10 protein-coding genes and 1 pseudogene are annotated in these 14,935 nt (G+C 44.3%); 5 read left to right on the top strand and 6 right to left on the bottom strand.

Translation table 11 applies throughout. The features are described 5' to 3' along the window. Window positions 1–93 precede the first annotated feature (93 nt). The 3 genes from AHMF7605_RS21630 (at window position 94) to AHMF7605_RS21620 (ending at window position 2,942) form a co-directional block, all read left to right on the top strand. On the top strand, window positions 94–903 hold the full coding sequence (locus tag AHMF7605_RS21630; RefSeq protein WP_146153642.1) for a hypothetical protein: 810 nt from the start codon (window positions 94–96) through the stop codon (window positions 901–903). Window positions 904–1,094: 191 nt separating this feature from the next. After that, window positions 1,095–1,886 carry a hypothetical protein gene (locus AHMF7605_RS21625; protein WP_106932090.1) on the top strand — a complete coding sequence of 264 codons (792 nt, stop codon included), beginning with the start codon at window positions 1,095–1,097 and terminating at the stop codon, window positions 1,884–1,886. A gap of 198 nt (window positions 1,887–2,084) precedes the next feature. Beyond that, on the top strand, window positions 2,085–2,942 hold the full coding sequence (locus AHMF7605_RS21620) for a hypothetical protein (protein ID WP_106932089.1): 858 nt from the start codon (window positions 2,085–2,087) through the stop codon (window positions 2,940–2,942). Window positions 2,943–3,628: 686 nt separating this feature from the next. On the opposite strand, the gene AHMF7605_RS29875 is transcribed toward AHMF7605_RS21620, so the two are convergent. From AHMF7605_RS29875 to AHMF7605_RS21600, 6 genes and pseudogenes are all read right to left on the bottom strand, one after another. Beyond that, the gene (locus AHMF7605_RS29875) at window positions 3,629–3,805 is read right to left on the bottom strand and encodes a hypothetical protein (RefSeq protein ID WP_158267583.1); all 177 of its coding nucleotides are present in this window, start codon (window positions 3,803–3,805) and stop codon (window positions 3,629–3,631) included. A gap of 712 nt (window positions 3,806–4,517) precedes the next feature. Then, window positions 4,518–4,766 carry a hypothetical protein gene (locus AHMF7605_RS21615; RefSeq protein ID WP_106932088.1) on the bottom strand — a complete coding sequence of 83 codons (249 nt, stop codon included), beginning with the start codon at window positions 4,764–4,766 and terminating at the stop codon, window positions 4,518–4,520. 86 nt (window positions 4,767–4,852) lie between these two features. Then, window positions 4,853–5,176: a hypothetical protein gene (locus AHMF7605_RS21610; protein ID WP_106932087.1), complete on the bottom strand. Its 324-nt coding sequence runs from the start codon at window positions 5,174–5,176 to the stop codon at window positions 4,853–4,855. 335 nt (window positions 5,177–5,511) lie between these two features. Beyond that, complete coding sequence (locus tag AHMF7605_RS31180) at window positions 5,512–6,255, bottom strand: IS3 family transposase (protein WP_394336213.1); 744 nt, start codon at window positions 6,253–6,255, stop codon at window positions 5,512–5,514. Window positions 6,256–6,375: 120 nt separating this feature from the next. Beyond that, a complete protein-coding gene (locus AHMF7605_RS31175; RefSeq protein ID WP_394336212.1) occupies window positions 6,376–6,702 on the bottom strand; it encodes a transposase in 327 nt (108 codons plus the stop codon). Between the two features lie 67 nt (window positions 6,703–6,769). Then, window positions 6,770–7,051 (bottom strand): annotated as a pseudogene (locus tag AHMF7605_RS21600) (transposase); the annotation flags it as partial. 296 nt (window positions 7,052–7,347) lie between these two features. On the opposite strand from AHMF7605_RS21600, the gene AHMF7605_RS21595 reads away from it, so the two are divergent. Both AHMF7605_RS21595 and AHMF7605_RS21590 read left to right on the top strand, forming a co-directional pair. Continuing rightward, a complete protein-coding gene (locus tag AHMF7605_RS21595; protein ID WP_158267582.1) occupies window positions 7,348–11,397 on the top strand; it encodes a hybrid sensor histidine kinase/response regulator transcription factor in 4,050 nt (1,349 codons plus the stop codon). A 389-nt stretch (window positions 11,398–11,786) separates the two neighbouring features. Beyond that, window positions 11,787–14,090 (top strand): T9SS type A sorting domain-containing protein, encoded by a 2,304-nt coding sequence (locus AHMF7605_RS21590; protein ID WP_158267581.1) that lies wholly within the window; start codon window positions 11,787–11,789, stop codon window positions 14,088–14,090. The last annotated feature ends 845 nt before the right edge of the window (window positions 14,091–14,935 follow it).

Here is a 14,935-nt window from a genome sequence, read left to right as displayed (position 1 = left end):
CAAACACAAAACATTCTGTACTTCCAACTCATGTACTTCCATATAAATAAATTCTTACTTAGTACCGCTTCTAGGCCAATTATTTGGTGCCTGGTGCTTTTATCCTTTTTAACCGGCTGCGAGCAGGGTGATGGTTCTGAACCGAAAGAAGAAGTTAGACCCCTAGCTTCTTTTTGTAGGGTAGCTAAACTCTATGATTTAAATGATACCACTCAATATACCCTTTATCAATATGGCTATCAAAACCGGGTACTTCAAGCCAAAGGTTATTACAAAGGAAAAGAAAAGAGTACCATAACTTACGAATACAATAACCTGGGACAACTGATAACGGTAGATGTACGGGAACGGAACTTCGATTTTGCACAAGAATACAACGGAGGCTATCACCAGGTTTACACTTTTGAGTATAATAGCCAGGGACAAGTTGCCAAATACGTGACTTCTGATCTGCAAAATAACAACCCCGGACCCATCTTCGAGACTATTTGCACCTATGATAGTGAGGGCAATCGGATCAAAACTACGACCACCGTTTTAGCTACCGCCTTAACTGCGGTTAGTTATTTTACCTACGAGAACGGAAACTGTGTAAAAGCAATAATCAATGAAGGCCAGGAATCGGAGCGAACCAACCTGTATGAATTTGATTTAACGAAAGAAAATAAGCTGCAAGCATTTGAACAAGCTTCCAATTTATCTAACCTTTTAGGACCCACCGCTAATAAGAACATGCTGTTATTGGAAACGCGTTCTTACAAAGTATATACAGCTACAAGTGGGACGTTTGAATTCTTTCAGGAGTACAACGATCAAGGCTATCCCACCAAACAGATTTTTACGCGTACCAGTAGCTACGGACAAGGTACTACTTCTCGCCTGTTCGAATATGATTGCTTGTAAATTCACATTATACCAATAGTGTAGAGACTTGTACTTATCTCCGGTAACCTACTCCGATTTTAAACCCAATAGTACCGTCTAAATTTAATCCTTATACATGAATAAACCTTTACTCCCTGCCACCACTTGGGCCATAGCTTTGTGCCTGGCTATTATAGCATTGCTTACTAGTTGCGAAAAAGGCGACAGTGATGGTATCTAATCCTCAAGCTGAGCCGACAGCTTGCCGGATCGTTAAATTATATAACCAAAAGGATACTACATCCTACACGACTTATCAGTATGATAGTCAAAACCGGTTAACGCTGCAAACAACTTATGGGCAAGGTAAGGTAAAATCTACTTACGCCTATTCTTTTAATGCCCTAGGGCAAATGGAAAAATTTACTGTTAAGCAAAAAGCTACTTACTTTTATGGACAGCAGGAACTCACCGAGAACATTGTGGATGTTTTTACTTTTGAGCGCAATACCCTGGGACTAATCACAAAATTCTTTAAAACAAGGCCTATTCCAACCACTGGATTATTCACCGATGGAAAACTGGAGGGAACTTGTGAATACGACAGGGAAGGAAATCGTACCCGGATAACGAGTACTTACAATACCAACATGGCGGTCTATAATGCTGTTAGAGAATACACTTACTTAAACGGCAACTGCATGAAAGAAGTAATTCACCAGCCCGGATTGCCGGATATAAAAACCGAATATGAGTACTACCTGGATAAGGAAGAAAAACTCCGGGATTTCTACCAGACCTACGCGAGGAAGTACCTCATGGGTCCGACTGCCAATAAGAACATGCTTAAAAAAGAAACAAAGTATGATGGCAAGGGCCAAGCTGCCGCTACGCTTCTAATCACCTATGAATTCAATGAACTGGGCTATGCCCTAAAAAATATAATGGATTATAATTTTCAGAATCCCGATGGGGTGGAAGCTGATATATTTACTAACATTGCCGAGTATGAATGTCAGTAATTGGTATTACAAATAGTAGAATTCGGATTAAGTACTATTAAATTATTGGTATATCCTATTACGTTACCTTAGGCTTAGTACAAAGCTTAAAACAGTGCATACCATTCCCTTAATTTAAAAATCAAAAGAGATTAATTAAATATAAAATATTCTATACCTATTATTTTATAGACCCTATGTGGGCCTACCCTAGAAGCAATGATTAATATTATACATTTTATTTTCAGAAAAAACAATGCATTTGGTATTCTGCTGGGACTTATTCTTATTGCTGGATGCACCCAGAATCAAGAAAAAGAACCGGATCCGGTACCAGTACCCGAAACTCCTGAGAAGCTAGAAGTAACCTGTTTACTCACCAAGGAAGAGAGTAGCAACGGCAACTATGTCACTCTAAAGTACGGAGCGGATAAAAAGTTACAGAGTATTTTTACTTATATTCCTGCTACAAAATACAATCCGGTATTGACTTCCACTGATACTGTCATTAGAGATAATGCCGGTAAAATCATCAGGCTGCAAAAAAGCAATCCAAATACGGAGGGTAAAAGCATGGCCAGTTATGAGTATGACCAAAATAATAAGTGGATAAAAACCAGTATGTATAATTCGTCAGGGGAACTCACTACTATAATTTCAGCGGATTATAAATCCGAAGGACAAGTTTCTAAAATAACCTACATTCATAAGTATGCAACAGGTCCGGATTATATAAGGGTGATTGAATATGAATACCTTAACGGCAATGTGGTAAAACAAATTGACTACATCAACAATAAACCCTATGTAAGTACCCTGGAATATGATCTTACTAAGGAAAACAAGTATTCGGAATACTCCTTATTGAGAGTATATAATTGGGAAACTATACCACTTAGTAAAAATCCTTTGCTTAAAATAAGTACTCAAACGGATGTTCCCGGGGTATTCTCTTACAATGATTTAACCCGGGAGTACAATGCAGAAGGGTATGAAGTTAAAGCTTCTTCCATCAGCAGTTTTCAAGGTAAAGTTAGTGAACCCCTTACCAGCACCAGATCCTACTCTTGTAATTAGATAAAATTACTTAATGATTATTTAATTACCAGTAATCAGAGTAGCGCTTTTAGCCTGATTTTTAGTTCCTGCCAAGAAAAGGAGAATACTGGATTACCTTTAGCTATATAATAATTTTTTGTTGATTAATCGAGGAACTATAAGCAAGAAAAGGTCTGACAAGGTTCATGGATACATAAAAATATATGTATTAACCACTTACTAAAAAAGTATTACCATGCCAAAGCCTGTCATTGCTCATAAAACCATTATAGCTGCCTTAATCTTGTTGACACCTGGTTTATTGATATTATTTCATTATTGTAGTTAAGGAAGTAGGTAAGTAGTAGAGTACATTTCAGGACCTAAGAGCAGAAAAAGACTTAATAAACAAGAACTTTATTTTACCATAGTCTCCATAGAGAACATAATCTGGGTGCAACAATTTGAAGGAGCAGGTGTAGGGGCATTTAACCCGTTAATTATCGCTAGATCCTTAGGCTTAAGAAATAAAGCTCATAAGGAACAGCTGGATAATTTAAGCGGATTTCTTTTTAAGGCGCAAAACTAACCATGTGGTAGAAACAATAAAGCCAGTAGTAGAAAGGGCGAATAGGTCAATAGGATTCATAGCTAAATGTTAAATTTATATTATCGTAAATGGATTAATTGACTTAAAATATAAAACACCTAAACTAAGGCAATCTCTAAAGCAAGCTTTTTAAGAATTGAATCGCTTCTCGGGTATCTTTATGGCTGAGTGTTAATTTGGACAAATCTGCTTTGGTTTGCGCATTAGATAATGTTTCTGCTAACAAGTTTAGTGATTCGGCTAGGTTAATGTTTTTTTGTTCTGTAGAATTAGAGTAGATTTTTACGTCCATAGATTTATAGCTTTATGGCCTTACTACAACTGTTATTAAGCTAATCGTTCTGATCCATAAGCCTATTTGGGAAAATAGGACCACATACAACATTATTCGTATGGGTTTCTTGTTAAAGTGAAAGTTGGCCCTATAAACAATTTAAAGATTGTCAAAAAAACAACTACGCCCGTAAGTATACCTGGATTCGCAAGAATGTAGCAGCGACGAATGAATATAAATCTATTAAGATTGCTGATGAAGTAATCTTAATAGGATTTACGACCTTCACCCACTATGATGTGCCGCTATATTAATAATTGGATAAACATTTATAAAATATAAAAAAGCCACTCTCGCGAGTGGCTTTTTTATTGTCTCTTCTTTCTATAAATCACTGCTGTCACCACAATCCAACCTGCTAGTAGCCATACATTCAACACAGAGTAGTACCAGGGACCGCCATTCATCCAAGCACGGAAATTGTTAATAAATACGGCTATCAGGAATAAAAATGGGAGTAAACGCATTAACCGTCTTGATTCTTTACGGGGAAAGTGTAACTTATACGTCAGGCGTGGGTCATCGTGTTTTACCATTTACGTCTATTGCGTTTTTGCTTTATGTAAGGGTTAATCCAGCGCTCCTGTATCCAAGCTTTTAAGATGAATCTTGCCAATATCAAAACCATCAGATTTAAAGGCCAGTACTACCATTGCCTTTCTTCCATAGCTTACCTGATTATATCGGATAAATCCACCAGATTTAAATAAGGCTCCAAGCACGAGTTACTCGTAAAACCTCTGACGGCCTCCACTTCGTTTTCTTCTACCCGGTACCAGATCTCGGCAAAGAACTTTCTCATGTCATATAAACAAACGTTGCAGTTGCCGCTCACGCGAACCGTGAGAAACTCGCCCTGCTCCCAAACAAGGGTCGCTCTGTCCTCCGAAGGAAGCTGATGGAAGTAGTAAAGGTTCATGAAGCAAATACCCGTAATGGTTCGAATTGCTTAAAGAACACGAGAATGCAATATTAGTTCATGTGTATATAGGAAAAATTATCTACTTACAGGTTTTCCTCCGGCAATTGAAAATAACCATCATGAAAGTAGAGCTGTTCGGCTTCATTTTCTTCGGGATAATTATTACACTTCGCTAAGTAGATTTCCTTTTCTGTCCCATAATCCACATAGAGGTGCTCCACTTCCGGCCATTCCGCATCGATAATGCCATGCATGCGCTCGCGTTCAAAAGTGGTTAATTCGGCCTGGGTGGAGAAGGTAAAACCCAGATGAATTAAGGTTTCCGTAATTTTTTGCACCTGAAAAGTGCGCACCTGGGCAGCTATTTCCTTCATTTCGGCTCTAACGTGGCGGGGTATGTTTTCCATAGATTTTAGTTTTTAGTTTATCCTCTTAATTTGAGGAGATATGAATAAAAGTGATTTGCGAATTTATTTAGCATATTTAACTATTTATTTCTTAAAACCAATATTATTAGCAAAATAAATTTAGCTACAATTAGTTGATTTTTCCAAGCTAGTAAGGGTTTGATGCTTTTCCTGAAAAGGCAGTTTATCCATCTTCTCCACCTCTAAACTGGGAAATCCAAACTCGGCTACTACTCGCCCTAGCAATAAGTACACGCCTGGTCCTTTAAAGGGCCAGTTTTTTAAGGAAGTGGGAAAGTTAACTGGAATTGCAACAGTTTACTGGAGGCTTTTTATTAGGCAGCTATTGAATTTTCCAGGTATAAGCTTTCCAAGTGGCAGGGTGTGCGATAGCCCAATACGGAATGCCTCCTTTTTCTATTATACCAGCCCTCGATGTACTCAAAGACGGCTAGTCTGGCCTCTTGCCTGGTGGTAAACTTTTGATGATAGATTAGCTCCGTTTTTATGGTTTTGAAAAAACTTTCCGCTACGGCATTATCCCAACAGTTTCCTTTACGGCTCATGCTCTGCAGCACTGGCATGCCTTTTAGCTGGTTTGGGAACGGCTGACAGGCATCCTGTACGCCTTGGTCGGAGTGAAACAACAGCGATTGCGTTATCGGTCGGTTCCTCACTGCCATCCGCCAGGCAGCCACACTGGTTACTTCCGCTTCCATGGTTTCACTCAGGGCCCAACCCACCACCTTTCGGTCCGCCAGGTCCAACACTGCTGTCAGATAAAGCCAGCCTTCCTGCGTTTTAATGTAGGTTAAGTCAGAAACCCACTTCTCCGCCAGCCTGGTAGCATAAAAGTTCCGGTTCAGATAGTTCTCCGCTAGAGCAAAGCTATGGTTAGAATCGGTGGTTTGCACCCGGTATTTGTGGCGGATGATGCTTCGAATGGCATGCTTGCGCATCAGCCGGGCCACCCGAGGCCGGGAAGCCCAGATGCCTTGCTGTTGCAGTTCTACCGCAATCCTGGGGCTACCATAGCGGCCATCGCTCTGCTGGTACACCTTTTTAATCGCAGCCAGCAATTGCTACTCTTGACGAACTCTTGAGCCAACTGGGTGCTGCAGCCAATAATAAAAGCCACTGATACTTACCCGGAGCACCTGGCACCTCTTCTCTGGTGGAGAATTGATTCCGGTGCTCTTTTATGAATCCGTATATCGCCCGTCTCCCTTGGAGAAGATGCTGACTGCCTTTTTTGACCCGCAGACGTGCGTCAGCATCGGGTCCATATCGCGCTCTAACTGCGCCTCCTTCAGGGCTTTTTGAAGTCGGCAGATCTCTTTTTGTTCTTCGGTGAGGCCAGCAGCAGTTTTTTCCCCAGGTTTTTGTTGCTGGTGGCGCCATTTGGTTATCCGGCCCGGATCTATACCTATACCCAGTTCCGTGGCGACCTCCTTCACGGAGCTTCTGGCATAAGAAAGCTCTACGGCCATCTTCTTAAAGGCGGTATCGAATACTCGTCTACTCATATAATCAAATTTAAAACTTTCATTAAATCTGCCTATCTCTTTCCCTCCAGTCAAAGGTAGCAACTCCATAGTTCAGAAAGTAAAGCAGATCCAATCGCAGGCTGCAATGTTCGATAAGCTGGTGGTCCGAGACAATATTCTCCAGGTAACCCACTAAGCAGAGCTTAAAGAAGACTACCGGGTCAATCGACTGTTGGCCACAACGCCCGAAATAGGGCTGGGTAAGTTCGTAGAGAAAATCCAGATCCACCTCTTGTTTCAACCGCCGGTAAAAGTTGTGTTTCGGCACGTGCGCCGAGAGGGAGAAGAGCAGCACCTTCTCCTCGGCAAATACCTTCTTGCCTTGCATAACATCAAAGATTAATTGGTAACCTTCTTTAACGGCTACCATTAATCAGGTAGTTGTGCAACAACCACGATCGTTTCATGAACGATTGGTCGACTTGCCTAGTCCTAAAAAACGTTGGGTCTCCGGGCAGTACCTCCACCTGTTCAGATAGTAATCGGCCCAAAATGAACTCTAATGGAGAAAAAACCGAGTTTGCCAGGCTCGGTTTTTTTGTAAAAAGAGTATCTTTAGATATTAACCTCCTTTATCTCTTCCTGATGCGTGGACAACGGTTTCGTAGTTATTCCTTAAAATGCATGCTAGGGCTGCTCACTCTATGTTGGGTTTTACCTGGCTGGGGGGTTGCTCAGTCCAGGGAGTTTGGCCAGGATCAGTTTACCAGAGTCGCCCATTTACAGGGGCTGAAGGTAAAATGTATGCTAAAAGACAGCTCTGGTTTTATGTGGCTGGGGACCGAAACCGGCTTATACCGCTACGATGGTTACCAAACCGAATTCATTCCTACTACCACCGTCGGGATACGTTTGTCTTCCAATTCCGTCTTGGCGTTGTACGAAGACCGGGAAGCCAACCTTTGGATTGGCACCGACAATGGCCTAAATAAATTAAGTACCGATCGGAAAACAATAACGGCCTATTTAGCCACCGCTAAAGCCGCAGCAACCGGAAAAAATAGTATTCAGGCCATTCTGCAGGCTTCGGACGGAGCCCTCTGGTGCAGCACGCATAACGGTTATTTGTATCGTTCGGCGGATAAGGAGCATTTTACTTTTATGCAAAATGTTGCGGCCGGCACCACGGGTATATTTTCGCCCTTGGTGAAGCACTTAACCGAAGATTCCCAGCGTTTCATCTGGGTAGCGGATGACCATCACGGATACCAAAAATTGAGCCCAGAAGGAGCGGTACTACACTGGTATCCTCTTCCCCCAATGCAACAATGGATTACCAGTTACGTTCAGAAAAATAAATTGCTTTTCGCCGATTACCATTCTATTTATACCTACTCCGCCTCCGCAAACCAATTTCTTCCCCTCGTATCTGCCGACTTATCCGAGTTACTGGATAATAAGCTGCGCTATATTTATGAAGATAATAAAGGTTATATCTGGGTAGCAACGTCCGAAAAATTGTGCCGTCTCAACGTTCGTACCCAAAAAATCGATGATTTTACGCCGGCGTTTAAGCGTACGGGGGGAGCCCCTTATGCGATCGACTGCTTGTACGAAGATGCCAAGGGTCAGCTTTGGCTGGGTACTTATTTCGGCGTCTTCCGGTTAGAAAACCGGGAAAATAGATTTTCGGTTATCTCGCCCCCAGGAATAGCCAATAATACTATTTTTAGTGCGCCGGCTATTTATGAAACCAGTCCCGGAAAAATATTGATTGGCAGCTATCAAGGCTTCTTTGAGTATAATGCTCTCACGAAAAGATTCCAGGAATATAAAATGTTTAAACAAGGCCGTGGCTGGAGCAATTGGTATAATCCGCTGGTAAAAGCTTTTGTGCCCGCGGCCAACGGCAATCTCTGGGTGGCCACGGAAGGGAACGGGGTTTTATCTTTTAATCTTAAATCTCATACCTTTTCCCAACCCGCTATTCCGGACGACCTGAAACCCGAAGAGCGGGCTTCTCTCTTCAATTATTCTTTCTTACGAGACACCGATGGGCAGCTGTGGCTAGGAGGGAACAATAATCTTTATCTTTTTAATCCCAAAACCAAGCAGGCCCTGCCTTTTACCTGGGGAAAAACCAAACAGCCCTTCTCCTCCCTGCAAATAATGGCCCTGTACCAGGCGAAAGACCAATCCATTTGGGTGGGTACTGATTACGGCTTATACCGCATCGTAAAAGGTAAAAGTATTACCGGCTACTTTGCGGCCATTGCAGAACAAAATCCACGTGCGGGTTTAACCAATGAATTTATTACCTGCTTATACGAAGGTCTGGACGGCCGCTTGTGGGTAGGGACCAAAGGTGGCGGCATTAACGTCCTCCATCCGGCAAATGGTCAGATAGAAGAGACTTACACGATAAAAGAAGGCTTAGCTAACAATATTGTCTGTGCCATATTACCGGGCAAGGCCGGCGAACTCTGGATTAGCACCGATAATGGATTATCCCGACTGGATCGCCAGCAGAAAACCTTCCGGAATTTTCTGGTTAAAGACGGCTTGCCGAATAATACCTTTCATCCAGGCGCGGCTTGGGCGGGCAGCGATAGAACCTTATACTTTGGTTCCCTGGACGGTATTGTAGCCTTTGATCCGGAGCAGTTTCGGCCAACAGCTGCTGTCTCCCGGGTCATCCTCACCAAACTGGTACAGCACCGGGGTACTAAAAATAAGATAGAAGAAAATGCATTAGCCGCCCATCTGATTCGCAACATCCAGCTCCATTATAAAGACAAGTTCTTTACCGTTTATTTTGCCCTGCAAGCTTATTTCGATGATGTTAATGTTCCCCAGTTTGCCTATCAAGTAGTGGGCATTACCGATGAATGGCAACCTATCGGTGCCAAAAATTATATCCAATTTACCGGTTTGCCAGCGGGAAAGTATACCCTGCGCATTAAAGGTATGGATAGCAGTGGTATCTGGGGGAAAGAGTTACGCCTTCCCATTGAAGTAGGGCAAGCTTTTTACCTTACCCCGGTTGCTTATGGGTTTTATGCGCTTGTCATCTTCACGATTATAGGGATTATTTTCTGGTCGCAATTCAAGCGCCTCCAATTGCAAAACCAGTTAAAATTCGAGCATTTAGAGCAGGAAAAGCTACGGGAACTCGAACAAATGAAGTCACAATTCTTCACCAACATTACCCATGAGTTCCGCACGCCTTTAACGCTCATCATCAGTCCGCTGGAACCGTTATGTACGCAGCCGACGCTGCCCCCGCCCGAGCTTATCAAGCCGCAACTCAAGGTCATCTTCCGAAATGCCCAGCGCCTGTTGCGCCTGATTAACCAACTGCTAGATTTGGCCAAACTGGAAGCCGGTCATATGATTTTAGATGAATCGAGGGGAGAAATAACTTTATTGGTGGAGCAGATAGTCGAATCTTTTCGCCCGGCGGCGGAGCAGCAAGGTGTCCAGTTGCAATACGTTTTCACCGGTGCATCGGTGGAGTATATTTTTGACGCCGAAAAACTAGAGAAAATTATTTATAACCTGCTGGCCAACGCTTTAAAGTTTACGGCATCGGGAGGTAAGGTGCGGGTAGAAGTAAATCTTCCGGCCTCCAGGGAAGAAACGTATGAACTTCAGTTGCGGGTTCGGGACACCGGTAGAGGTATTCCCGCCTCGCAGTTGCCCTTTATTTTTAATCGGTTTTATCAGGTAACTGATGCCCGTACCGCAGCTTTGGCCGGATCGGGCCTGGGATTGTTTCTGGTAAAAGAACTGGTCGAGTTAATGGGTGGACACGTAGCCGCCGAGAGCCAGGAAGGAAAAGGTAGTTCTTTTACCGTCGTGCTTCCGCTCCGGATAGCAGGGAATAACGTTCCAGCCGGGCCGCTTGCTTCCCAATCAGTTATTGTCCCGGAGGAAGAAGCGGTATCTTTGCCGCTGCCACCATCCGCGGAGGAGGCACCTTTGGTGTTGGTGGTAGAAGACCACGAGGAACTGCGGCACTTTATCGCCCAGGAATTGACCGCGCAGTACCGGGTACTCACCGCCCCAAACGGCGCCGAAGGCTGGCAACTAGCCCAGCAGGAATTACCCAACTTGGTAATTGCGGACGTAGCCATGCCGGAGATGGATGGCTTTACCCTGAGCCAACTCATTAAAAATAACCCGCTTACTACCCATATCGCCGTTATTTTACTCACGGCGCGGACCTCGGTGGAGGATCGGGTGAAAGGGCTCACCACCGGGGCCAACGATTATCTGATTAAACCGTTTAACTTACAGGAATTACAATTACGCGTGGCCAATGGGCTAAGTTACCAGCAGACCCTGCGCCAATATTGGCGCCAAAAGTTCAGCCTGTCTAATCCGGCAGAAGAGCCAGCATCGCCTTCGGAAGACCCCTTCCTGCGGCAAGTCCATCAGGTGCTGGACCGGGAACTGGCCAACTCCGGTTTTTTAGTAGACGAGCTCGCCCGCGAGATGGCCGTCAGTACCCGGACCTTGCACCGGAAATTAGCGGCCATCACGGCCATGAACGCCAATGAGTTAATGCGCTATTACCGGTTGAGTCAGGCGGCGGTGCTGTTGCGGGAAGGCCATCCGGTGGCGGAGACCGCTTATCGGGTAGGGTTCGAAGGGTTATCTTATTTCGCCAAGTGTTTTAAAGCGCAGTTTTCTGTTTCTCCCTCCGAATACGCTCTTTCCCAGCCCCGCTAATAAAGAATTAGCAGTCATTTTTAAGCACATTTTCCCAAGTATTACCCCAAAATACCACCTCCTTAATCTTTTGGCGAATAAGTTGTACTCATTGGCCGAATTTTGTTAACCCTTTTTTTTCCTGGAATTTATTTTTGGCTAGCCGCTAAAATTAATCTGCGCTATTCTCCGCTATCGGTCAGACCGATGATGGAAGCGCCGGGAGTGTTCTCTCGGTCTGGACTACTGTAGCTTATTATTTAGGCAAAGTTTCCCCGAGTGAGTCAGTCTGCTTAAATACCCCTTTGACCCCGCAGTAAGCCCTTTTTCGGGGCTTTTTCTAATGGCTTTGCTTGATAAAGGTTGGTAATCCTGATTTAAAAATGTTACACCTGAAAAATTTCACACAAATGAAAAATCTTATACTAGTAAACCGCCTACCGCATCCAGTAGGGGCGGAGTGGCTCCTGGGGAGCGGGAAAAAGTTTCAAACCAGTTTTTGCCTTTGGGTAGTAGCGGGTTTACTGCTGCTATACCCCCGTCTGTTACAAGCCCAAATCTACAATGGTCCTATGATTTTAAGCACTCAGGCGCAGGTAAATGCCTTTAACTATACCGAAGTAACCGGCAATCTTACTATTCAGGGTTCAGGCATTTATGATCTTAGGCCCCTGGCTATATTAACCAAAGTGGGAGGACCATTCCGTGTTGAGCAAACTAGTTTAGGCCTCTACTCCATACCTGGTTCTAGCAGTTTGGCCGGACTGGAAAACCTCACCTCGGTGGGAGAAGGTCTCGTTATTACTAATAACAGTCATCTGAGCAACCTGGCCGGACTGAAAAACCTTGCCTCGGTGGCAGGAAACCTCGTTGTTAGTAATAACAGTAGTCTGAGCAGCTTAGCCGGGCTGGAAAACCTTACCTCCTCGAGAGCAGTCATCATTTCTGATAACAATAGTCTGAGCAGTTTGGCCAGACTGGAAAAGCTGACCTCCGTGGGATATCTCGCCATTACTTTCAACGGTAGTCTGAGCAGTCTGGCCGGACTGGAAAAGCTTACTTCTGTAGGAGGTAATTTTATGTCAGGGGATATCTCCATTACGGGCAACAATAGTCTGAACAGTCTGGCCGGACTGGAAAAGCTGACCTCCGTGGGAGGAGGTCTCACCATTTTTGAGAACTATAATTTGAGCAGCCTGGCTGGCATGGACAATCTTACCTCTGTGGGTAGAGATCTCTCTATTAATAATAATAGTAATTTAACTAGCCTGGTCGGACTGGAAAAGCTTACTTCCGTGGGAAGCGATCTCTACGTTCGTGATAATGCTAAACTTTCGCAATGCTGCCGGTTGCTGTCGGTTATTCAGGCGACTGAAGGTGCGGTCAACATCTCCAATAATGCCACCAACTGCACCAGCCCCGCCGAAATAGAAGCGGCCTGTACTCCGACTACCATCACCGCTCAGCCCAATGACGTTACCGTCTGTACCGGCGAAAAGGCTATCTTTCAGGTAGAAGCTACGGGCTCTAACCTTACTTATCAATGGCGAAAGGGAACTAAGCCTATCCCTGGGGCTACCAGCCCTACTTACTCCATTGAGGCAGTAAGCGCAGAGGATGCGGGTGATTACTCGGTTGAAGTAATAGGAACCTATACTACTGTCACCTCTAATGCAGCCACTTTAACGGTGAAACCGGCATTGGTCTTAGGTGAAGTTACCGCTCCTACGGCGCCGGTAGCGGTCAATACCAGCGTTAGCTTAAGTGTTTCTTTCTCGGGCAGTACCGTTAGCAGCGCCACCTGGAATTGGGGCGATGGCAGCACTTCTCCGGCTATCATCAGCGGTAACACCCTGCAAGGTAACCATAAATACACTAAGGCAGGTACTTATTCGCCCATCCTCACCGTCACCGATGCTTGTGGACAAACGACTCAAGCGACGTACGAATACGTGGTGGTCTACGAGTCCGGCGCGATCACCGGTGCGGGGGGCTTTGCTTCGCCCAAACAAGCCTACAAAGCCGATACCAAGCTCGCCGGAACCGCCGTATTGGGCTTGTACGCCCGCTACAAAAAAGGCACCAGCCTACCCGAAGGCAGCACCTTGTTCGCCTTTAAAGCGGGTAAAGTAAAATTAGCTTTTGCCAGTACGGTTTACGAAACTTTAACTATCAGTGGCACCAAAGCCCGCTATACCGGTAGGGGTAGAATCAATGGGCAGGGCAATTACGGCTTCTTAGTTTCTCTTCTGGATGGCCGGCCGGATAAGTTCCGCATCAAAATCTGGAACAAAGACAAGGGTAACCAGATCGTCTACGACAACAACTTAAGTAACACCGCCGAAACAGCCGATCCTGCTACCGCTATTGTGGGATTTATCCTGATTCAAACCAGCCAAGCGGCGGTGGCCCGCCTGAGTGTGCCTGGAGTAGAACTAGCCATAACAGAAAAAACTTTACCGGTGTTTAAGAACTACCCCAATCCCTTCACCGAGAAGACGACCTTAGAGTTTACCTTCAACCAGGATGAGGAGTATACTTTAGCCATCTATGATTTATCGGGTAAGTTGGTGAGTCAACTGCCGAGTGGCACAGCTAAGGCCGGGGAACACGTGCAGGTAGAATGGCAGGCGGGAAAACAAGCGAAAGGCGTGTACCTGGCTCGACTGAAGGCAGCTAAGAGCGTCCAGCAGCTGAAGTTAGTGGTGGAATAAGCAGCTTTAGGCTTCACGAACCCAAACAAATTTCCGCGACTAGCTTTCTTTTCTTAGGAGACGAATAAGTTTCTTTTGCGTGACCTTTTAAGTTCCGGAAATAGCTTTATCCTCAGAGGATAAAGCTATTTCCGGAACTTACCCGGGTTCTATAAGTACCCTTATGTTAAATGGCTTGCTATATTCTCAAAAAGACGGTCATTGCCTGAAAAATTAAGTCAGGTTATTGCCGGACTATACTACCTGCTAACTTTAGGTTTTTTCCTGTGCCTTTGCTAGTGCTTTACTAACAATACAGTTCCAGTAATCTACCCCTCGTTTATTTACTGATTAAAACTTCGATTAAATACTTAATACGTATACTTTTTTAAGCCTTTATTCTTCGTTTCCAATTGACTTTTTTGCCTATCTATTGTCGAAATAGCCTCCCTAATTAAATATTCATAAAATTTAGTCTTTTTTACGTTGACCTTCTTTCTTTTCCGTCATCACCAAGCAAGTTCCTAAAAGAAAGCATCAAGAAAGCTAATAGAACGGGAGTGCCCACCTCTAAGCGGCTAGAGCTCTAAACGAAAATGTTTGACTCTACTGAGATAGGCATGAGATAATCAAGTTTATATCATGCCTGCTCCAGACCAAGCCCTTCCCGTAAGGTAGGCTTAAAAACTAGGCCGAGATGCTTAACAATTTTACTAAAACTGGCAAAACAACGGGCTGTGGTCAAGACTCTTTTTATCGTTTCCCCATTTAGAACGAGACTTGATCCAACATTTTTTTTGGACCTAGGCCTTCTATCTGCTCATCAGGAGATAGTAGCTAGCCTGGTAACAATACTGAAAAATCAG

The organism is Adhaeribacter arboris, assembly GCF_003023845.1.
Classification (GTDB): domain Bacteria; phylum Bacteroidota; class Bacteroidia; order Cytophagales; family Hymenobacteraceae; genus Adhaeribacter; species Adhaeribacter arboris.
The sequence above is the reverse complement of the archived record's forward strand: the minus strand, read 5'-3'. Positions and strand labels throughout refer to the sequence as shown.

Coding starts and splice junctions, on each gene's coding strand:
- AHMF7605_RS21615 (WP_106932088.1), bottom strand. CDS start 4,766: ATGAACCTTTACTACTTCCATCAGCTTCCTTCGGAGGACAGAGCGACC.
- AHMF7605_RS31175 (WP_394336212.1), bottom strand. CDS start 6,702: ATGAGTAGACGAGTATTCGATACCGCCTTTAAGAAGATGGCCGTAGAG.
- AHMF7605_RS29875 (WP_158267583.1), bottom strand. CDS start 3,805: ATGGACGTAAAAATCTACTCTAATTCTACAGAACAAAAAAACATTAAC.
- AHMF7605_RS21625 (WP_106932090.1), top strand. CDS start 1,095: ATGGTATCTAATCCTCAAGCTGAGCCGACAGCTTGCCGGATCGTTAAA.
- AHMF7605_RS21620 (WP_106932089.1), top strand. CDS start 2,085: ATGATTAATATTATACATTTTATTTTCAGAAAAAACAATGCATTTGGT.
- AHMF7605_RS21590 (WP_158267581.1), top strand. CDS start 11,787: ATGAAAAATCTTATACTAGTAAACCGCCTACCGCATCCAGTAGGGGCG.
- AHMF7605_RS21595 (WP_158267582.1), top strand. CDS start 7,348: ATGCTAGGGCTGCTCACTCTATGTTGGGTTTTACCTGGCTGGGGGGTT.
- AHMF7605_RS21610 (WP_106932087.1), bottom strand. CDS start 5,176: ATGGAAAACATACCCCGCCACGTTAGAGCCGAAATGAAGGAAATAGCT.